Annotated in this window: 20 protein-coding genes; 9 read left to right on the top strand and 11 right to left on the bottom strand. The window is 73.4% G+C overall.

Annotated elements, in window-relative coordinates; translation table 11 throughout:
* Positions 1-13 precede the first annotated feature (13 nt).
* Complete coding sequence (locus ACF09K_RS03435; RefSeq protein ID WP_392240772.1) at positions 14-538, top strand: hypothetical protein; 525 nt, start codon at positions 14-16, stop codon at positions 536-538.
* A 19-nt stretch (positions 539-557) separates the two neighbouring features.
* On the opposite strand, the gene ACF09K_RS03430 is transcribed toward ACF09K_RS03435, so the two are convergent.
* Entirely contained in the window at positions 558-1,316 is a 759-nt protein-coding gene (locus tag ACF09K_RS03430; RefSeq protein ID WP_392240771.1) for a hypothetical protein, read from the bottom strand.
* A 250-nt stretch (positions 1,317-1,566) separates the two neighbouring features.
* Here ACF09K_RS03430 and ACF09K_RS03425 point away from each other — a divergent pair, with 250 nt between their 5' ends.
* Genes ACF09K_RS03425 through ACF09K_RS03415 form a run of 3 tightly spaced genes read left to right on the top strand, consistent with a single transcriptional unit; the run spans position 1,567 to position 4,604 of the window.
* Entirely contained in the window at positions 1,567-2,856 is a 1,290-nt protein-coding gene (locus ACF09K_RS03425; protein WP_392240770.1) for a magnesium transporter MgtE N-terminal domain-containing protein, read from the top strand.
* Positions 2,840-3,427: a DUF1003 domain-containing protein gene (locus tag ACF09K_RS03420; protein ID WP_392240769.1), complete on the top strand. Its 588-nt coding sequence runs from the start codon at positions 2,840-2,842 to the stop codon at positions 3,425-3,427. The genes ACF09K_RS03425 and ACF09K_RS03420 overlap by 17 nt, the downstream gene beginning before the upstream one ends.
* Positions 3,428-3,470: 43 nt before the next feature.
* Entirely contained in the window at positions 3,471-4,604 is a 1,134-nt protein-coding gene (locus tag ACF09K_RS03415) for an Mrp/NBP35 family ATP-binding protein (protein WP_392240768.1), read from the top strand.
* Between the two features lie 111 nt (positions 4,605-4,715).
* Here ACF09K_RS03415 and ACF09K_RS03410 read toward each other — a convergent pair whose 3' ends face one another.
* The 5 genes from ACF09K_RS03410 to sigE form a co-directional block, all read right to left on the bottom strand.
* Positions 4,716-5,375, bottom strand: coding sequence for a hypothetical protein (locus ACF09K_RS03410; protein ID WP_392240767.1), 660 nt, complete (start codon positions 5,373-5,375; stop codon positions 4,716-4,718).
* A 179-nt stretch (positions 5,376-5,554) separates the two neighbouring features.
* On the bottom strand, positions 5,555-6,004 hold the full coding sequence (locus tag ACF09K_RS03405) for a sec-independent translocase (RefSeq protein ID WP_392240766.1): 450 nt from the start codon (positions 6,002-6,004) through the stop codon (positions 5,555-5,557).
* 275 nt (positions 6,005-6,279) lie between these two features.
* Entirely contained in the window at positions 6,280-8,205 is a 1,926-nt protein-coding gene (locus ACF09K_RS03400; RefSeq protein WP_392241028.1) for a trypsin-like peptidase domain-containing protein, read from the bottom strand.
* Positions 8,206-8,659: 454 nt separating this feature from the next.
* Positions 8,660-9,622, bottom strand: a complete 963-nt coding sequence (locus tag ACF09K_RS03395) for a zf-HC2 domain-containing protein (RefSeq protein ID WP_392240765.1) — start codon at positions 9,620-9,622, stop codon at positions 8,660-8,662.
* Positions 9,619-10,401, bottom strand: a complete 783-nt coding sequence (gene sigE / locus ACF09K_RS03390) for an RNA polymerase sigma factor SigE (protein WP_392240764.1) — start codon at positions 10,399-10,401, stop codon at positions 9,619-9,621. The genes ACF09K_RS03395 and sigE overlap by 4 nt, the downstream gene beginning before the upstream one ends.
* A gap of 162 nt (positions 10,402-10,563) precedes the next feature.
* Between sigE and ACF09K_RS03385 the strand changes: the two genes are divergently transcribed.
* Positions 10,564-11,262, top strand: coding sequence for an O-methyltransferase (locus ACF09K_RS03385; protein WP_392241027.1), 699 nt, complete (start codon positions 10,564-10,566; stop codon positions 11,260-11,262).
* Positions 11,263-11,524: 262 nt separating this feature from the next.
* Here the strand turns inward: ACF09K_RS03385 and ACF09K_RS03380 are convergent, their stop codons facing one another.
* The gene (locus tag ACF09K_RS03380) at positions 11,525-11,692 is read right to left on the bottom strand and encodes a DUF3117 domain-containing protein (protein WP_003966491.1); all 168 of its coding nucleotides are present in this window, start codon (positions 11,690-11,692) and stop codon (positions 11,525-11,527) included.
* A gap of 363 nt (positions 11,693-12,055) precedes the next feature.
* Between ACF09K_RS03380 and ACF09K_RS03375 the strand changes: the two genes are divergently transcribed.
* On the top strand, positions 12,056-12,847 hold the full coding sequence (locus tag ACF09K_RS03375; protein ID WP_392240763.1) for an enoyl-CoA hydratase/isomerase family protein: 792 nt from the start codon (positions 12,056-12,058) through the stop codon (positions 12,845-12,847).
* Between the two features lie 45 nt (positions 12,848-12,892).
* Here the strand turns inward: ACF09K_RS03375 and ACF09K_RS03370 are convergent, their stop codons facing one another.
* Together ACF09K_RS03370 and ACF09K_RS03365 are read right to left on the bottom strand one after the other, a co-directional pair.
* Positions 12,893-13,480 carry a DNA-3-methyladenine glycosylase I gene (locus tag ACF09K_RS03370; RefSeq protein WP_392240762.1) on the bottom strand — a complete coding sequence of 196 codons (588 nt, stop codon included), beginning with the start codon at positions 13,478-13,480 and terminating at the stop codon, positions 12,893-12,895.
* Positions 13,477-13,833: a DivIVA domain-containing protein gene (locus ACF09K_RS03365; RefSeq protein ID WP_392240761.1), complete on the bottom strand. Its 357-nt coding sequence runs from the start codon at positions 13,831-13,833 to the stop codon at positions 13,477-13,479. The genes ACF09K_RS03370 and ACF09K_RS03365 overlap by 4 nt, the downstream gene beginning before the upstream one ends.
* 125 nt (positions 13,834-13,958) lie before the next feature.
* On the opposite strand from ACF09K_RS03365, the gene folP reads away from it, so the two are divergent.
* Positions 13,959-14,819 carry a dihydropteroate synthase gene (folP, locus tag ACF09K_RS03360; RefSeq protein ID WP_392240760.1) on the top strand — a complete coding sequence of 287 codons (861 nt, stop codon included), beginning with the start codon at positions 13,959-13,961 and terminating at the stop codon, positions 14,817-14,819.
* A 115-nt stretch (positions 14,820-14,934) separates the two neighbouring features.
* Here the strand turns inward: folP and ACF09K_RS03355 are convergent, their stop codons facing one another.
* Together ACF09K_RS03355 and dapE are read right to left on the bottom strand one after the other, a co-directional pair.
* Positions 14,935-15,693: a TIGR00730 family Rossman fold protein gene (locus tag ACF09K_RS03355; RefSeq protein WP_392240759.1), complete on the bottom strand. Its 759-nt coding sequence runs from the start codon at positions 15,691-15,693 to the stop codon at positions 14,935-14,937.
* Between the two features lie 113 nt (positions 15,694-15,806).
* Positions 15,807-16,886, bottom strand: coding sequence for a succinyl-diaminopimelate desuccinylase (gene dapE, locus ACF09K_RS03350; protein ID WP_392240758.1), 1,080 nt, complete (start codon positions 16,884-16,886; stop codon positions 15,807-15,809).
* Between the two features lie 158 nt (positions 16,887-17,044).
* Here dapE and ACF09K_RS03345 point away from each other — a divergent pair, with 158 nt between their 5' ends.
* On the top strand, positions 17,045-18,031 hold the full coding sequence (locus ACF09K_RS03345) for a heavy metal transporter (protein ID WP_392240757.1): 987 nt from the start codon (positions 17,045-17,047) through the stop codon (positions 18,029-18,031).
* A 296-nt stretch (positions 18,032-18,327) separates the two neighbouring features.
* Positions 18,328-18,789 carry an ATP-binding protein gene (locus tag ACF09K_RS03340; RefSeq protein ID WP_392240756.1) on the top strand — a complete coding sequence of 154 codons (462 nt, stop codon included), beginning with the start codon at positions 18,328-18,330 and terminating at the stop codon, positions 18,787-18,789.
* The last annotated feature ends 134 nt before the right edge of the window (positions 18,790-18,923 follow it).

Here is an 18,923-nt window from a genome sequence, read left to right as displayed (position 1 = left end):
TAGGGTGAGCCCCATGACACGCGAGCTGCTCGACCCGGCCCTCGTCGAGGAGGCCACCAAGAAGTCCGGTCTCATCTGGGTCGGGGCGGCCGGCGAACGGAGCACACGGCCGCTGTGGCACGTGTGGCACGAGGGCGCGGCCTGTCTGGTCGGCGACGGCCCCGGCGAGCAGCCGCTGCCGGGACTGGCCGACGGCGTGACGGCCGAGGTGACCGTCCGCAGCAAGGACAAGGGCGGCCGGCTGGTCACCTGGACGGCGCGGGTCGCCCAGCTCGCCCCCGGCACCGAGGCGTGGGAGGCGGCCGTCGCCGACCTCAAGGGCAAGCGGCTGAACGCGCCCGACGGCGAGGCGATGACGGCGCGCTGGGCGCGGGAGTGCCGGGTGATCCGGCTGGAGCCCACCGGGGTCACGTCCCCGCTGCCCGACGGGGATCTGGCGGCACCGCCGGCACCGTCCCCGGCGACGACCCGTCAGCCGGTCCCGGCGGGCCTCCTGAGGCTGCTGCTGAGGAAACGCGGGAAGGGCGGGCGCGCGTAGCACGCGGGCGCGCGGCCGGTCACGACGTCGGCAGTTCCTTGCCGTAGTCCACGGTCTCGCTCTCGGCCGGCTCCTTCAGGGCGAAGTCCTTGCCCCAGGCGGAGAAGGTCAGGGTGCCCGCCCCGCCCGCGCGCACCAGGCGCAACGGGTACGGCTTGCCCTCCAGGGACACGTCCAGCGTGCCGCCGGAGCCCCCGTCGCCCGTGATGCGGATGGTGCGCACCCCGGCCTGCTCGTGGTGCCCGTCCTTGTCCAGCGAACCGTGCAGTGTCAGCACACTGTCGAGAAGGAGGTCCTTGTCCGTGAACCCGCTGAACTTCTTGTACGAGGGGTCACCGGTCGGCACCTTCACGTACTTGTCGTCGAGTTTGCCCGCCGCCGCGTCGTCGGAACCGGTGTCGTCGGAGGCGCCGTCCTCGTGCTTCCAGAACGCGGCGTCCGCCTTGAGGTACAGCTCCTCGTCGACCCGCAGCAGGTGGAAGGCGGCGCCCTCGGCGGTGACCGACCCGGTCGCGCCGTCCGCCTTCAGGCTCATGTCGAGCTTGTACGACTTCCCGCCGGCGACCACGGTCCCCGACAGCCGCACCGCGTCCACCGCCGCGGCGGCCGCCCGGGTCTTCGCCTGGATCTTGTCGGCGGCCAGCTTGCCGACCCCGTTCGTCCCCGCGTCCGGGTCCTCGCCGCACCCGGTGAGCCCCAGGCCCGTCACGGCCAGCGCGCACATCGCGCTCACCAGCGCGGCCCGGCGGTGGGTACGGCCCTGGGCGATCGCAGTCACAGAGGAAGCTGCCTTTCTGCGGGGGACTCCTGAACGGGGGACTCCTGAACGGCGTACCGCAGCGTACCGGGGTCCCGGCCGGGGAACGGAGCCAGTCCGTCCGGACCGCTCACCAGGGCGTACCCGATCGGGACGGGCTAGCCTGAAGCCCGCGCGAGCGGGCAATTGGGAAAAGAACCCCACCCGCGACAGTGCGGGGAGCACGACGGCGAACACACCGTACCGGCGCGTACGAGAAGGAGGTCCGGACATGGCAGCGGGCGCCCCCCGGATCTTCGTCTCCCACCTCGCCGGAGTCGCCGTCTTCGACCCCAACGGCGACACCGTGGGACGGGTGCGCGACATGGTCGTCATGCTGCGGGTCGGCCGCAAGCCGCCCCGGCTGCTCGGGCTGGTCGTCGAACTCACCACCCGGCGCCGGATCTTCCTGCCCATGACCCGGGTGACCAGCATCGAGTCCGGTGAGGTCCTCAGCACCGGCGTGCTGAACGTCCGCCGCTTCGAGCAGCGGCCCACCGAGCGGCTCGTCTTCGGCGAACTGCTCGACCGGCGCGTCACGCTCACCGAGACCGGCGAGGAGGTCACCGTCCTCGATCTGTCCGTGCGTCAGCTGCCGGCCCGCCGGGACTGGGAGATCGACCGGGTCTTCGTGCAGAAGGGCAGGAAGTCGGGCGCCTTCCGGCGCGGCAGGGGCGAGAAGCTGACCGTGGAGTGGTCGGCGGTCACCGGCTTCTCCCTGGAGGAGCACGGGCAGGGCGCCGAGAGCCTCCTCGCCACCTTCGAGCAGCTGCGCCCGGCCGACCTGGCGAACGTCCTGCACCACCTGTCCGCCAAGCGCCGCGCGGAGGTGGCCGCCGCCCTCGACGACGACCGGCTCGCCGACGTCCTGGAGGAGCTGCCGGAGGACGACCAGATCGAGATCCTCGGCAAACTGAAGGAGGAGCGCGCCGCGGACGTCCTGGAGGCGATGGACCCCGACGACGCGGCCGACCTGCTCTCCGAGCTGCCCGAGCAGGACAAGGAGCGGCTGCTCAGCCTGATGGAGCCCGACGACGCGGCCGACATGCGGCGGCTGATGGCGTACGAGGAGCACACGGCGGGCGGGCTGATGACGACCGAGCCGATCGTGCTGCGGCCCGACGCGACCGTCGCCGACGCCCTCGCCCGGGTCCGCAACCGCGACCTCTCCCCCGCCCTCGCCGCCCAGGTCTACGTGTGCCGGCCGCCCGACGACACGCCGACCGGCAAGTACCTGGGGACGGTCCACTTCCAGCGGCTGCTGCGCGACCCCCCGTACACGCTGGTCAGCGCGCTCCTCGACGAGGACCTGCAGACCCTCGCCCCGGGCGCGACGCTGCCCGTGATCGCCGGGTTCTTCGCGACGTACGACATGGTCGCGGCGCCCGTCGTCGACGAGGCCGGCTCGCTGCTCGGCGCGGTGACGGTGGACGACGTGCTGGACCACATGCTGCCCGAGGACTGGCGGGAGACCGAGTTCCACCTGGCCGAGGGGGAGGTGGCCGATGGCTCCCGAGCGTGACCCCGCGCGCTCCGAGCGCGTCCCGGTCGGCGCCACGGCGACGACCCGCCCCCGGGTCCGGCTGGACCAGCCGCGCCCGCCCCGGCGCCGGATCCTGCCCGAGTGGGACCCCGAGGCCTTCGGGCGGCTCTCGGAGCGCATCGCGCGGTTCCTGGGCACCGGGCGGTTCATCGTCTGGATGACGATCGTCATCATCGTGTGGGTGCTGTGGAACATCTTCGCCCCGCGCGACCTGCGCTTCGACAACTACCCCTTCATCTTCCTGACGCTGATGCTGTCGCTCCAGGCCTCCTACGCGGCCCCGCTGATCCTGCTCGCGCAGAACCGCCAGGACGACCGCGACCGGGTCAACCTGGAGCAGGACCGCAAGCAGAACGAGCGGTCCATCGCGGACACCGAGTACCTCACCCGGGAGATCGCCGCCCTGCGGATCGGGCTCGGTGAGGTCGCCACCCGCGACTGGATCCGCTCCGAACTCCAGGACATGGTGAAGGAACTCGAGGGGATGCGGGACGGCCACGTCGTATTCCCGGCGGAACGGTCGCGCGGACGTGACGTAGACGACCGCTGACGGCCATGCCGAGGCTCCGGTGGAGCGCCGTACCATCGTCCTTATGGTTACGGAAGACGCGGTGCGCGAGGCACTGGCGACGGTGAACGACCCCGAGATCAACCGTCCCATCACCGAACTCGGGATGGTCAAGTCGGTGGACGTCGGGGCGGACGGGGCGGTCGCGGTCACCGTGTACCTGACGGTCTCCGGCTGCCCGATGCGCGAGACGATCACGCAGCGCGTCACCGAGGCGGTCTCCGGTGTCGACGGCGTCACGCGGGTCGACGTGACGCTCGACGTGATGAGCGACGCACAGCGCAAGGAGCTGGCCGCGGCGCTGCGCGGCGGCCAGACCGAGCGCGAGGTGCCCTTCGCCAAGCCGGGCTCGCTCACGCGCGTGTACGCGGTCGCGTCCGGCAAGGGCGGCGTCGGCAAGTCCTCGGTGACGGTGAACCTGGCGGCGGCGATGGCGGCCGACGGCCTGAAGGTGGGCGTCGTGGACGCCGACATCTACGGCCACAGCGTGCCGCGCATGCTGGGCGCGGAGGGCCGTCCCACCCAGGTCGAGAACATGATCATGCCGCCGTCGGCGAACGGCGTGAAGGTCATCTCGATCGGCATGTTCACCCCGGGCAACGCCCCGGTCGTCTGGCGCGGCCCGATGCTGCACCGCGCGCTCCAGCAGTTCCTGGCCGACGTGTACTGGGGCGACCTGGACGTCCTGCTGCTGGACCTCCCGCCGGGGACCGGCGACATCGCCATCTCGGTGGCCCAGCTCGTCCCGAACGCGGAGATCCTGGTCGTCACCACGCCCCAGCAGGCCGCCGCCGAGGTGGCCGAGCGGGCGGGCTCGATCGCCGTCCAGACCCACCAGAAGATCGTCGGCGTCGTCGAGAACATGTCCGGGCTGCCCTGCCCGCACTGCGACGAGATGGTCGACGTCTTCGGCACCGGCGGCGGCCAGAGCGTCGCGGACGGTCTGACCCGTACGACGGGCGCCTCGGTGCCGGTCCTCGGCTCCATCCCCATCGACGTCCGCCTGCGCGAGGGCGGTGACGAGGGCAAGCCGGTCGTCCTCACCGACCCGGACTCCCCGGCGGGCTCCGCGCTGCGGGCCATCGCGGGCAAGCTGGGCGGACGTCAGCGCGGCCTGTCGGGCCTGTCCCTCGGCATCACCCCGAAGAACAAGTTCTGACCCGTCGTCCGCGCAGGGCCCTCGGACCACCGTGGGCCCTGCGCCGTTCCTTCGTACGACCGCGGGGGCGCCGTCCGCCAGGACCGCGCCCCCGTCGTCGTCACCCCGCGGCTACGCGTACTCCGCGATGTCCTTGATCACGGCGAAGCCGAGCCCGTACGCGCTCATGCCCCTCCCGTACGCCCCCACGTGCACCCCTTCCGGGGTCGAGCCGGCCAGCACCCAGCCGAACTCGGACTCGCGGTAGTGGAAGGGGGTCGGCACGCCGTCGACCGGCAGGGACAGCGTGGACCAGTCCGGGCCGGACAGGTCGTCGGCCAGCACCCACGCCGTCTCCGTCTGCTGCTCCAGCCAGTCGTCGCGCAGGCTGTGGTCCATCTGGCCCGGCCAGGTGAAGGACAGCAGCCCCACCCCCGCCAGCCAGGCCGCCGAGGACACCGAGGTGGCCTCCAGCAGCCCCGTGCCGTCCGCGCTGCGCCGGTCGGGGTTCGCGGCGACGGTCACGACGACCGCGAACTTCCCGCGGTCCTCCCCCGCCGTCTCGTGCCGCACGGAGGGCTCGTCACCGTGCCCGATCGAACCGTGCTCGACGGCACCGTCGGCCGCCGTGCCGACCTGCATCAGCCAGCGCGGCCCCGTGAAGGCCTCGTCGAGGCCGTACCAGGGGAACGGCGCCTCCAGGTACCCGTCGACCGTGCGCCGGGCGGAGGGGACCTGTTGTCCGCCCTCCGCGGCCGGCGCCTGCACGACTGCCCGACTCGTCGTCTCCATGTGCCCGGACGCCTCCTCGCTCTCGCCGGACCGTACGGCCCGCCCCCCTTCGGGCGGCGTTGCCCGTCTGGGTACGGCCCGTACAACAACCAGGCAGCATAGCCACCCCGCTCGCGGCTGCGGGGAAGCCGCCCGGCACGGGGAGCGTGCGCCCCCTCACATCCGGGGACGCGGGAGGCTCAGGTGGCGTCCGCGTCGAAGGGCGGGCGGTCGTCCTTGCGCGGCTCCTCCGGCTTCTTCGTCATGTCGATCCGCCCGCCGGACGAGCCGGACGGGGACGAGGACGGGGACGGGGAGGACTCCTGGTCGCGGCTGTGGACGGCGTCCGTGACCTCGGCCATCTCCTTCTTCAGGTCGAAGCCGTTGCGGATCTCCTTCAGCCCCAGGTCCTCGTTGTCCAACTGCTTGCGGATGAAGGTCTTGGGGTTGAGGTCCTCGAACTCGAAGTCCTTGAACTCCGGGCCGAGTTCCTGCCTGATGTCCTGCTTGGCGCTCTCGGAGAACTCACGGATCTTCCGGATCGTGCGCGTCACGTCCTGGATGACCTTCGGGAGCTTGTCCGGACCGAAGACGAGCACGGCCAGGACGATGATCGTCACCAGCTCGAGCGGTCCTATGTCATTGAACACCTGAAGCTCCTTGCGATGTCCGCGGTCCGCGGTCCTCGGTGGCCCTGGTGGCCCTCGGTGGTCGGTGCGGGTCTTCCGTGGTCCGGGCCGGGTCCACGGTACCTGTCGCACCTGTCCGATCGGTACCGTCCCGAGGTGTCCGGCTGGTTGCGGACGGCCTGTTTTCCGCGTGGTCCGCCCGTCGGGACGGCGGGCGGAGGACGGGCGGGCGGGCGAATTGTGAGGTTTCCGCGGATCGGGCGGGGCGCGGTGGGCCGGGCGGGGCGCGGGCCGGCTCAGCCGCCGTCGGAGGAGCCGAGCACGAGGGAGAGGGTCCGTTCCTCCCCGTCGCGTTCGACGGTCAGCTCCAGGCGGTCGCCGGGACGGTGCGCACGGGTCTTCACGATCAGTTCCTCGCCGGAGTGGACGCGTCGGCCGTCGACCGCGGTGACGACGTCTCCGGGCCGGATGCCGGCCCGGTCGCCGGGGCCGCCCGGGGTCACCGGCTCGCCTCCGCCACCGTCCTCGGTGCCGACGCGGGCGCCGTCGCCCGCGTAGTCCATGTCGAGGGTCACGCCGATGACCGGATGGGTCGCCCGGCCCGTGTTGATCAGTTCCTCGGCGACGCGCTTGCCCTGGTTGACCGGGATGGCGAAGCCCAGGCCGATCGAACCGGCCTGGCCGCCGTCGGAACCGGTGCTCTCGGCGGCGGAGCGGATGGCCGAGTTGATGCCGATGACGTGGCCCCGCGCGTCGAGGAGGGGGCCGCCGGAGTTGCCCGGGTTGATGGGGGCGTCGGTCTGCAGGGCGTCCACGTAGGACACGTCGCTCGCGTCGCCGCTGTCGCCGCCGGCGGTGATGGGCCGTTCCCTGGCGCTGATGATGCCCGAGGTGACGGTGCCCTCCAGGTCGAAGGGGGCGCCGATGGCGACGACCGGGTCGCCGACCCGGACGTTGTCGGAGTTGCCGAGGGGCAGGGGCCGCAGGCCCCGCACGCCGGTCACCTTCACCACGGCGAGGTCGTACCCGCTGTCCTTGCCGACGACCTCGGCCTCGGCGGTCCGGCCGCCGTTGAAGACGACGGATATTCTGCCGCCGGACCCGGCGGGCTCGACGACGTGGCTGTTGGTGAGGATGTGCCCCCGCGTGTCGAGCACGAAGCCGGTGCCGGTGCCGCCCGCCCCACTGCTGCCGCTGCCGTTGCCGCTGACGTGCAGCGTGACGACGCCGGGCAGGGCACGGGCGGCGATCCCGGCGACCCCGTCCGCGTCCCGGTCGCCCGCTTCGACGGGGGCCTGGGGCAGCTCCACCGCCCCCATCCCGCCGTTGCGTTCCAGGTACACCCCGACGCCCCCGCCGACGGCGCCGGAGACCAGGGCCAGCAGCAGGGCCCCGACGGCCAGGCTCCGCCGCCGGCGCCGTCGCACCTGCTCCAGGCCGGCGACCGCGGCCCCGGTCTGCTGGAGCGGCCCGACGGCCACGGGGCCGCCGGCCCAGGGGTCGTAGCGGCGCCACGGGTCGGCGGGGACCGTGGCGGGCGGGGCGGTGGTGCCGGAATGCGCCTCGGAGGCCGTGCCGGGCACGCCGAGGGCGCCCGGCACGGGCTGAGGCGCGTCGGGGACGTCCACGGGGGTGCGCGGCACGTCGGGGACGGCAGCGGACGGCGGGGCGTGGGGAAGGCCGGCGTCCGGAACGGGCAACCTCCCGTCCGGCGCCGGCACATCCGGCACACCGGGAACGGCAACGGGCGGCGGCGCGTCGGGAAGGCCGGCGCCGGAAGTACCGGGCGTCGGCGCCGTCGCTCCGGAGGCGGTTGCGCCGGGGACACCCAGCACGGCCGGGGGCGCCGCGAAGGCGTTCGTGCCGGGCATGGCGGGGGCGGGCGGGCCCGAGGCCGGGGCGGGCGGGCCGGGCGGGGCCGGGGGCGGCACGGTCGCGTCCACGGCGTGTGCTCCGGGCATGCCGGAGGCGGCCGTACCGGGGGCCGATGTCACCGCGGGGTGCTGGACGGGCGGGGCCGGCGCCCAGGGGCCGGGTTCGCCGTACGGCGGGGTGCCGTAGGGGTCGGGGTCGTGCAGGGGCTTGGGGCGGTCGGTGGCGGCCGGAGGCCGGGGGCCCGGGTGCGCAGGCTCCGTCGGCGGCGGGGACCCGGCGCGATCGTCCGCGGGAGAGGGGGGCGCCCCGGCAGCCGCCCGGTCCGGCGCCTCCGCGGGACCGGCCACGGGGGTGACGGAAGGGGTGACGGGGTGTGCCGGAAGGAGCCGGCCGGGCGTCTCGTCGTCGCCGTCGCCGTTGCCGTGGTCGTCGCCGCCGGCAGGAAACGGGCGGTGCCGGTCCGCTGCGGCCTTCTCGGCGCTCCCCGCGGGACGGGCCAGTTCGTAATCGTCCTCGGGGAGCACGTCCCGTCCGGGTCCGCTCGGCGACTCCCCGTCGGTCCGTCCGGCGGGGCCGCCCTCGACCGGGCTGCCTCCAGCCGGTTCGCCCTCGACCGATTCGCCCCCGACCGGTTCGTCGTCGATGGGGTGCCCCGCCGTCGCGCTCGGGTCGTCCTCGTTCATCCGCCCGGCAGGGCTTTCTGTGGGCTTGCCCTCGTTCATGCTCTCCCCGCGGTCAGGCTCGCGCTCCGCCCCGCGCCGCTCGGGCACGGTTCACCCTGGATTCAACCAGGTTCGCGGGTCAGCGGGCCTGGTGCGGCGACGGTGTGGGGAGGGGGGTGGTGTCGGGGACGGGTGCGGCGAGCAGTCCGGGGGAGGCGATCTCCGGGGTACTGGTGGTCCAGGAGGTCAGCGAGACCGGCGGGGGCGTGCCGAGCGGACGTATCAGGGGGGACATCGCGGCGGCGCCGGCCATCACGGGTGTGGTCAGCCGGTGCAGTGACTGCTCGGGGTGCACCGGCGGGGACGGCACCCCGGGCAGCAGCGGGGCGGAGGCCCGGGTCGGGGCGACCGGTGTCTCGCCGGCCAGCTGTCCGCCCTGCGCGAGCAGGGGTCCGACGCCACGGCGCCGCTGGCTCTCGGGGGTCGTCGCGGAGCCGCCGCCCGGCGTGCGGGCCGGTGTCACGTTGCTGCCCGAGCCCACGCCGCCACGGGCGTCCGTGTCGGTCGGGACGCCGGTGTTCATGCCGCCGAGGGCGATCGCGGCCAGCGACACCGCACCGGCGGCGACGAAGGCGAACCGCAGCCCACGCGAGCGCTCGGCGTCGGACCTGCCGACCGGGTGGACGCCGAAGCCGCGCCCGGTGGCGGGGGCGAACACGGAACCGTGGTCGCGTGCGGGGACGTAGCCGAACTCGAAGGGCTCCTCCCGTCTCGCTCCGAAGACTCCGGGCGCTCCGGGGCGGGCCCCGAATCTGTCGCCGAAGCCTCCCGCGAGCGGCGGCAGGCCGCCGTCGCCCGGGTCGCCTCCCGCGGGCAGCCCCTGAAGGCGCGCCAGGAAGCTCTCCGAGGGAGCGGGCGGGGCCACTTCCGCGAAGACGTTCTTCAGCCGGCGCTGCGCGTCGACCTCCGCCTTGCACTTGGAGCAGGTCGCCACGTGCGCCAGCACCCGCTCGCGGGTGTCATGGCCCAGCTCACCGTCCACGAGGGCGGAGAGTCGGTCACCGAGGTGCTGCTCGGCCGGGGTAGGACGGGTTCCACTCACGCGGTCGCGCCCCCTCCCCCCAGAACGGGGACCCGGGCCACGAACGAGCGACGCTCGGAGCGCGCCTCGGGCGAACGGTGCGCCAGTGCCTTGCGCAGCTGCGAGCGGCCCCGGTGGATCCGCGAACGGACCGTGCCGAGCTTGACGCCGAGGGTCGCGGCGATCTCCTCGTAGGACAGTCCCTCGATGTCGCACAGGACGACCGCGGCGCGGAACTCGGGGGCGAGGGTGTCGAGGGCCTGCTGGACGTCCGCGTCGAAGTGGGCGTCGTTGAAGATCTGCTGCGGCGTGGGTTCCTTGCTGGCCAGCCGCTCGGCCGCGTCGTCGCCGAGCGAGTCGAAGCGGATGCGCTGCTTGCGGCGGACCATGTCCAGGAAGAGGTTGGTGGTGATGCGGTGCAGCCAGCCCTCGAAGGTGCCCGGCGTGTACGTCGACAGCGAGCGGAAGACGCGGACGAAGACCTCCTGGGTGAGGTCCTCGGCGTCGTGCTGGTTACCGGTGAGGCGGTAGGCGAGCCGGTAGACGCGGCCGCTGTGCATGCTGACGATCTCCTCCCACGTGGGCGGAGTCCACGCCTGCCCGTCCGCGTCGGTGGAGAAGGTCGCGGTCTGGGCGGGGCCGGCACCGGGGCCGGCGGCGTGACTGTGGTCAGCGGTGTCGTTCACGGATTTCGGCCTGCCTGCCGAACCGAGAAGGCGCCGCAGCGCTCCTGCCCGATCCACAGGTGCAGCCGCACCTCCCCTGTCGGCTCTGGTGGTGTCCAGCGGAGCCCCTACCATAGCCACCTCGCCCGTTAGCTCCGGATAAGCGGTTTTACGAGAATTTGATCTGGGCTGACACGGCTCATACGACTGCGTCAGCACTTGCTCGGCATCCCGTCGCTCGTCGTGATCCAACCGTGTCCCCCTCGGTCCGTCCCACCTTTTCAAACGCGCGGTCCCATCTGCGGGTTCCCGGCGCCAACGGATACAGTCACGCCCAGGCAACCACGGGGACAGGAGAGGGTCATTACCGGCAACCGGCAGACGAGCTGGGCGTTCGCCGACGCCTATGTCGCCGAGGACGAGGCACTGCTCTGGGCCCGTGACCGGGCCCGCGAAGCGGGGCTGCGCTCGGTGTCGCCCAGCACGGGCGCCGCGTTGCGGTTGCTCGCCGCCACCGTGGACGCCAAGGCGGTCGCGGAGATCGGTACCGGTACCGGCGTCTCGGGGATCCACCTGCTGCACGGCATGCGTCCGGACGGCGTCCTGACGACCGTCGACCCGGAACCGGAGCACCAGCAGTCCGCCCGGCAGGCCTTCCGCGCCTGCGGGTTCGCCAGCAACCGGGCCCGCTTCATCCCCGGCCGCGCGCTGGAGGTCCTGCCGCGGCTCGCGGACGCCGGCTACGACCTCGTCTTCTGCGACGGCGACCGCCTCGAGGTCATGGACTACCTCGCCGAATCGTTGCGCCTGCTGCGTCAGGGGGGCCTGGTGGTCTTCGAGGGCGTGTTCGCGAACGGCCGGACGGTCGACTCGGGCCCGCAGCCCACCGAGGTCATAAGGGTGCGCGAGCTGCTGCGCGCGGTGCGCGAGAGCCAGGAGCTGGTGCCGTCGCTGCTGCCGGTGGGCGACGGCCTGCTCTGCGCGGTCAAGCGGTAGCCGCGCCGGCCGCGACCCCGCACGTCATGCCCGCCCGCGCGAGCCGTACGTGGTCGTACGAGGTCGAACGAGGCCCGTGCGGCCGACCGCACCACCGCACGCACGGCGGCCCGTCCGTGTGCCCGCCCCGCTCGTATGCCCGCCCGCCCGGTACGCCGTCCGGGTCACGGATCCTCGGACGCCCTTGCGGAAACAGGTCTCCCCGGCACCCTTGAGGATGCCGGGGAGACCTGTTTCCGCAAGGGGTGTGGTCGCTTGCGCGTCAGCCGACGACCTTCTTGAGGGCGTCGCCGAGCGCGTCGGCCTCGTCAGGGGTCAGCTCGACGACGAGCCGACCGCCGCCTTCGAGCGGAACGCGCATGACGATGCCCCGCCCCTCCTTGGTCACCTCGAGCGGGCCATCGCCCGTCCGCGGCTTCATGGCCGCCATGCTCGTTCCCCTTCCTGAAACCAGCTCATCGTCAAAGCCGACGGCCCGTGAAGGGCAAGGCGCGGCCCAGCATGGGACCCACGACACCGGCATCGAACACATTGCTTCCCAGCCATTATCCCGCATCGCAGGACCCGATGACCAACATCGGTAGGCATCGCTTGGGCAACGCGCGCGAGCAAAACCACCCATTTCGGCGGTGTGACTGCGATACTGCGCGCCCGCACGGACTTCCGCCCACCGGAAATCGTCCGGATTTCTTTGACGCAGGTCACACGTCCCGTGTGCCCGGCGTCCTTCATGCTGTCCTTCGGACACTGCGTACTGATCAGTACGTCAGACGCGACACCGAGGGGACATTCCATGGCCGACACCGTGCTCTACGAGGTGAGCGACGGGCTCGCGACGATCACCCTGAACCGCCCGGAGGCGATGAACGCGCTGAACATCGCGACCAAGGCCGCCCTGCGGGAGGCGGTGGAGTCCGCGGCGGCCGACGACGCCGTACGGGCGGTGCTGCTGACCGCCGCGGGGGAGCGGGCCTTCTGCGTGGGCCAGGACCTCAAGGAGCACGTCGGGCTGCTGATGGAGGGCTCGGGCGAGGTCATGCGCACGGTCAAGGAGCACTACAACCCGGTCGTGCGGGCGCTGACCGAGGCGCCGAAACCGGTGGTCGCCGCCGTGAACGGGGTCGCCGCCGGCGCCGGTTTCGGTTTCGCGCTGGCCGCCGACTACCGGATCGTGGCGGACACCGCCTCCTTCAACACCTCGTTCGCGGGGGTCGCGCTGACCGCCGACTCGGGCGTCTCCTGGACCCTGCCGCGCGTGGTGGGCCCCGGCCGGGCCACCGACCTGCTGCTCTTCCCGCGCAACGTCAAGGCGCAGGAGGCCTACGAGCTGGGCATCGCCAACCGGGTCGTCCCGGCGGACGCGCTGCGCGCCGAGGCCGAGAAGGTCGCGCGGGCACTGGCGGAGGGGCCGACGGTCGCCTACTCGGCGCTGAAGGAGGCCGTGGCGTACGGGCTCTCCCACTCGCTGGCGGAGACGCTGGAGAAGGAGGACGAACTGCAGACCCGGGCGGGGGCCTCGGAGGACCACACGATCGCCGTGCGGGCGTTCGTGAACAAGGAGAAGCCGAAGTACCTGGGCCGCTGAGGTCGGCGGCGGGGCCGCGGGTCCGTCACGCGGCCCCGGCGGCCCTCACGGGGTGCTTCTGGACACGCAGGCCGCCAGGTGGTCGTCCACCAGGCCGCAGGCCTGCATCAGCGCGTACGCCGTCGTCGGGCCTACGAAACGCAGGCCCCGCTTCTTGAGCGCCTTCGACAGGGCGGTCGACTCCGGGGTGATCGCCGGGACGTCCGCGAGGGACTTGGGGACGGGGCGGGTCTCCGGGTCCGGGGCGTGGGACCAGATCAGTTCGTCGAGGTCACCCGGGGACCAGCCGGCCAGTACGCGGGCGTTGGCGAGCGTGGCGTCGATCTTGGCGCGGTTGCGGATGATGCCGGTGTCGGCGAGCAGGCGGGTGCGGTCCTCGTCGGTGAAGGCGGCGACCGCGTCGATCGCGAAGCCGGCGAAGGCGGTGCGGAAGCCGGGGCGGCGGCGCAGGATGGTGATCCAGGACAGGCCGGACTGGAAGGCCTCCAGGCTGAGGCGTTCGAAGAGGGCCTGGTCTCCGTGGACCGGTCGGCCCCACTCCTCGTCGTGGTAGGTCACGTAGTCCGCCGCGGACAGGGCCCAGGGGCAGCGCAGCGCTCCGTCGGGGCCGGCAAGGGGGGTGCCGTCGCTCACTGCTGCTCCTCCCGCGCGGGCTTGTCCATGGAGACGTGCGGCTCGGGCGTCCGGGCCACGGCGAGCGCGGACTCCAGTTCGCCGATGCGGGCGTCGCGCTCGGCGAGTTCGGCACCGAGGCGGTTGAGGGCGTCGTCGACGTCGGCCATGCGGTAGCCGCGGGCGGCGAGCGGGAAGCGGAGCCGGTCGACGTCGGACCGGTCGACGGGTCGGTCGGGGGGCAGCGGGTCGTGCAGCCGCTCGGGCGCGACCTCCGGCAGCGGGCCGGTGCCCTCGCCGCCGCCCACCACGGCGAGTGTCACCGCGGCCACCACGACGGCGAGCGCGATGACCAGGAAGAAGAACATAACCATCGGTGGGTCCCCACGCTCGCTGTGCTCGTTGTCGGATGTGTCAGGGTCCGATCGTGCCATGAGGGTGTGACAGTTAGGGTCGCAGACGGCGGATGTCAGGGACGGACGAGGAGAGGTCACAGGGGATGCTCAGGCTGGGCGGGCGGGAATTCGGCACCCACGAGCCGGTGGTCATGGCGATCGTGAACCGGACCCCGGACTCCTTCTACGACCAGGGCGCGACCTTCCGTGACGAGCCGGCCCTCGCGCGCGTGGAGCAGGCGGTGGCCGAGGGCGCCGCGATCATCGACATCGGCGGCGTCAAGGCCGGGCCCGGCGAGGAGGTCACCGCCGAGGAGGAGGCGCGGCGCACGGTCGGTTTCGTGGCCGAGGTGCGGCGGCGCTTCCCGGACGTCGTGATCAGCGTGGACACCTGGCGGGCCGAGGTCGGCGAGGCGGTCTGCGAGGCGGGCGCGGACCTGCTCAACGACGCCTGGGGCGGGGTCGATCCGGGACTGGCCGAGGTCGCGGCGCGGTACGGGGCCGGGCTGGTCTGCACGCACGCGGGCGGCACGGAGCCCCGGACACGGCCGCACCGGGTGGCGTACGACGACGTCATGGCCGACATCCTGGCGGTGACCGTGGGGCTGGCGGAGCGGGCGGCCGGGCTGGGGGTGCCGCGGGAGTCGATCCTGATCGACCCGGGGCACGACTTCGGCAAGAACACGCGGCACAGCCTGGAGGCCACGCGGCGGCTCGGGGAGATGGTGGGGACGGGGTGGCCGGTGCTGGTGTCGCTGTCCAACAAGGACTTCGTCGGCGAGACGCTGGACCGGCCCGTCAAGGAGCGGGTGGTGGGGACGCTGGCCACCACCGCGGTGTCCGCCTGGCTGGGGGCGCAGGTGTACCGGGTGCACGAGGTCGCCGAGACGCGGCAGGTGCTGGACATGGTGGCGTCCATCGCGGGGCACCGGCAGCCGGCGGTGGCCCGGCGGGGGCTGGCGTAGTCCCAGGGGGGTGTCGGACACCCCCTGGCCCGCCCCCGCCGCCCGCCAGAAGACCGGAAGACCGGAAGAAACCGTCCCGACCGCTCCGGCCGGCCCGATCGCTCCGCTCGACCCCCTAGCGGCTCGTCTCCTTCGAGACCAGGGCCACCGCTTCCGCCACGTCGTCCGTGACGTGGAAGAGGAGGAGGTCCTTCTCCGAGGCCTTGCCCTGGGCGATCAGGGTGTTCTCCAGCCAGTCGACCAGGCCGCCCCAGTACTCCGTGCCGAAGAGGACGATCGGGAAGCGGGTGACCTTCTGGGTCTGGACGAGGGTGAGGGCCTCGAAGAGTTCGTCCAGGGTGCCGAGGCCGCCGGGCAGGACGACGAATCCCTGCGCGTACTTGACGAACATCATCTTGCGGACGAAGAAGTACCGGAAGTTCAGGCCGATGTCGACGTAGGGGTTCAGCCCCTGCTCGAAGGGCAGTTCGATGCCGAGGCCCACCGAGACCCCGCCCGCCTCGCTGGCGCCCTTGTTGGCCGCCTCCATGGCGCCGGGACCGCCGCCGGTGATCACCGCCCAGCCGGCCTCGACCAGCGCGCGTCCGAGCCGCACGCCCGCCTCGTACTCGGGTGAGTCCACCGCCGTCCGGGCGGAGCCGAACACGCTGATGGCGGACGGGAGTTCGGCGAGGGTGCCGAAGCCCTCGATGAACTCGGACTGGATGCGCAGGACCCGCCAGGGATCGGTGTGGACCCAGTCGGAGGGGGCGCGCTCGTCCAGCAGCCGCTGGTCGGTGGTGCTCGCCTGCACCTGGTCCCGCCGCCGGAGGACCGGTCCCAGGCGCTGTTCCTCCGGTGGCCGCCGCCTGCCCTCCGGGTTGCCTGTAGCCATGTGAACTCCCTCCGCTTGCAGTCGTTCCACCTCAGCGTAGATCTACGCGGGTTACGGGCGGGGGACGTCGGCGTGTCCGCCGCGGAGCGTCCCCGGACACGGATGCCCCGTGATCACGCGGTCAGCCAGGCCCGCAGCCGCTCCTCCCCCGCCAGGATCTTCGCGGTCTCCACGCGCTCGTCCCGCCGGTGCGCCAAGTGCGGGTTGCCCGGGCCGTAGTTGACGGCGGGGACGCCGAGTGCCGAGAAGCGGGAGACGTCCGTCCAGCCGTACTTGGGCTGCGGGGTGCCGCCCACGGCCTCGATGAAGGCCGCCGCGGCGGGGTGGGAGAGGCCGGGCAGGGCCGCCCCGCTGTGGTCGTCGACGACGAACTCCGCCACCCCGCAGCCGGCGAACACCTCGCGGACGTGGGCGACGGCCTCCTCGGGCGTGCGGTCGGGCGCGTAGCGGAAGTTGACGGTCACGACGCACTCGTCGGGGATGACGTTGCCGGCCACTCCGCCGGTGATGCCGACCGCGTTGAGGCCCTCGCGGTACTCCAGGCCGTCGATCACCGGCCGGCGCGGCTCGTACGAGGCGAGGCGCGCCAGGATCGGGGCGGCGGCGTGGATCGCGTTGGAGCCCATCCAGCCGCGCGCGGAGTGCGCCCGCTCGCCGGCGGTCTTCAGCAGGACCCGCAGGGTGCCCTGGCAGCCGCCCTCGACCTGGCCGTCGGACGGCTCCAGGAGCACCGCGAAGTCGCCCTCCAGCCACTCCGGGTGCGCCTCGGCGACGTGTCCCAGCCCGTTGAGGTCGGCGGCGACCTCCTCGTTGTCGTAGAAGACGAAGGTCAGGTCGCGGTTGGGCGCGGGGACCGTCGCGGCGATGCGGAGCTGGACGGCGACGCCGGCCTTCATGTCGCAGGTGCCGCAGCCCCACAGGACGCCGTCCGCGTCCAGCCGGGACGGCACGTTGCCGGCGATCGGGACGGTGTCGAGGTGGCCGGCGAGGATCACCCGCTCCGGACGGCCGAGGCGGGTGCGGGCGATCACGTTGTTGCCGTACCGGTCGACGGTGAGGTGCGGCAGCGCGCGCAGGGCCGCCTCGACGGCGTCCGCGAGCGGCTTCTCCGTGCCGCTCTCGGAGGGGAGGTCGACGAGCTGCGCGGTGAGCAGGGCGGCGTCCAGCGTGAGGTCAAGCGGGGTCTCGGCCATGCCGTCGACCCTAACGCGCCGCGCGCTCCGCCCGCCCGGCCCCGCCTCTCCCACCCGCCTCCCCCGCCTCTCCCTCCCGTCTCCCGGCCTCCCTTCCCGCCTCCCCCGGCTTTCCCCACGGACTCCCCGGTTTCCGTACTCTCCAGTACCTTGTACGCGTGCCAGAGCCGTCAGCCTCCCCCCAGCGCCGGGGCCGCCTCCTGCGATACGGGGCGGCCTGCGTGGTCCTGTCCGCCGTCGCGGGTTACGTCGCGGTCCAGTACGTCACCGGTGACGCCGGAGACCCCGGGTGCAGAGTGGTCTCCGCGGACGCGGCGGCGGCGTACGAGTTCACGCCGGAGCAGGCGGTGAACGCGGCCACCATCGCCGCCGTCGGCACCAACCGGAACATGCCGGAGCGGGCCGTGACCATCGCGCTGGCGACCGCGCTCCAGGAGTCGGCGCTGCGCAACCTCGACCACGGCGACCGGGATTCGCTCGGCCTCTTCCAGCAGCGGCCCTCGCAGGGCTGGGGCAGCGCCGAGGAGGTGCGGGACCCGGCCTACGCGGCGAACATCTTCTACGAGCACCTAGCCAAGGTCCCCGACTACACCGGACTGCCCCTGACCGTCGCCGCTCAGCGCGTGCAGCGCAGCGGCTACCCCGAGGCGTACGCCAAGCACGAGCCGGACGCGGCCCTGCTGGCCGCCGCGCTCACCGGGACCTCAGCGGCCTCGCTGACCTGCGACGGCCGGCCGGCGGCCACGGCGGCGGCCACCGGTCCCGACGCGGTCCGCGCCGCCCTCGTACGGGACTTCGGGCACGACGCGCTCCAGCGGGCGGGCGCCGAGGTGGGCGGCGCGGAGGCCTCCGCCGCGGACGGGACCCCGCCGGTCGCCGAGGCCGACGGACGGACCGTGACGCTGCCCGTGGCCGGGCGGACCGCCGCGGACGGGCGCGCGGCCGCCGAGCGCGGCTGGCAGCTCGCGCACTGGGCGGTCGCCAACGCCTCCGCGCTGCGCATCGAGCGCGTCGCCTACGCCGGCCGGGAGTGGGTCGCCGGGCGCACCGGCAGCACCTGGCGGGCCACCGGCTCGACCGAGGCCGCCGGCACCACGGGCGCGGGCGGCGGCGCCGGGAGCGTACGGATCGTCACCGCGCAGTAGTGCGAGCCCTCCTCCCGGAGGGTGACGCACGGGGCACCGGACAACGGGACGCACGGGTTTTCGCGCCGCCACCGCCGAGGCCGCCACGCGCCTTGGCAGCACTGGGATCGACGGGTTGCACGAGCTTTCACAGCGGGCGAGTTTCGCCCGCTTTTATCCAGATCCGATTATGCGACGCATTACCAACTCTTTACGTCGGCCGTGCGCAACCTTCGCGGGGTTCGAGCGGTAGTCACTGCGTCCGGGCCCGGACAGATGTCACAGACCGTTTTCGTCATCTCCGTCGAAGGAGCATCATGTCCCTCCCCCTGACCCGCAGGATCGCCCGTGCCGCACTGCTCGTCGCCGCGGGAGCCGCTGCCGGTGTCGGCGCGGCCGGCTCCGCCGGCGCCGCCCCCGCCCTGCCCGCCGGCCCGAACCTCGGCGGCCTGACCGCCCTGGACGGTGCGAGCGTGGGTCACACGGTCGACAGCGCGACCCGGAACGTCACCGGGACCGCGGGCGAGGCCGGTGGCAGGACGGTCGAGCAGGCCGTGCCGGCCGTGGGCAAGACCGGTGGCAAGGCCGTGAAGAAGGTGACGCCGGTGGCGCAGAAGGCCGCCGGTGAGGCGGCCGGCTCCGCGGCGGGCTCCGCCGGGGACGTCCTCGGGGACACCGCGTCCACCGCCACCAAGGGTGGGCTGCCGACGGACTCGCTGACCCGGGGCGGGCTGCCGGGAGCGGAGACGCTGCCGACCAAGGGCCTGCCGCTCGGCTGAGCACCGGGCTACCGCGGTGACGGGGTCCGGGGGGTCTTGCCCCCCGGGCCCCGTCTCCCGTGTGTGCGGGGGCCGCACGGTGCGGGGGCGGGGCGCACCCGGTTGCGCACGGGGCCGTTCGGCGCGACGCGGCA

The sequence above is a fragment of the Streptomyces sp. NPDC014882 genome (assembly GCF_043081325.1).
GTDB lineage: Bacteria > Actinomycetota > Actinomycetes > Streptomycetales > Streptomycetaceae > Streptomyces.
The sequence above is the reverse complement of the archived record's forward strand: the minus strand, read 5'-3'. Positions and strand labels throughout refer to the sequence as shown.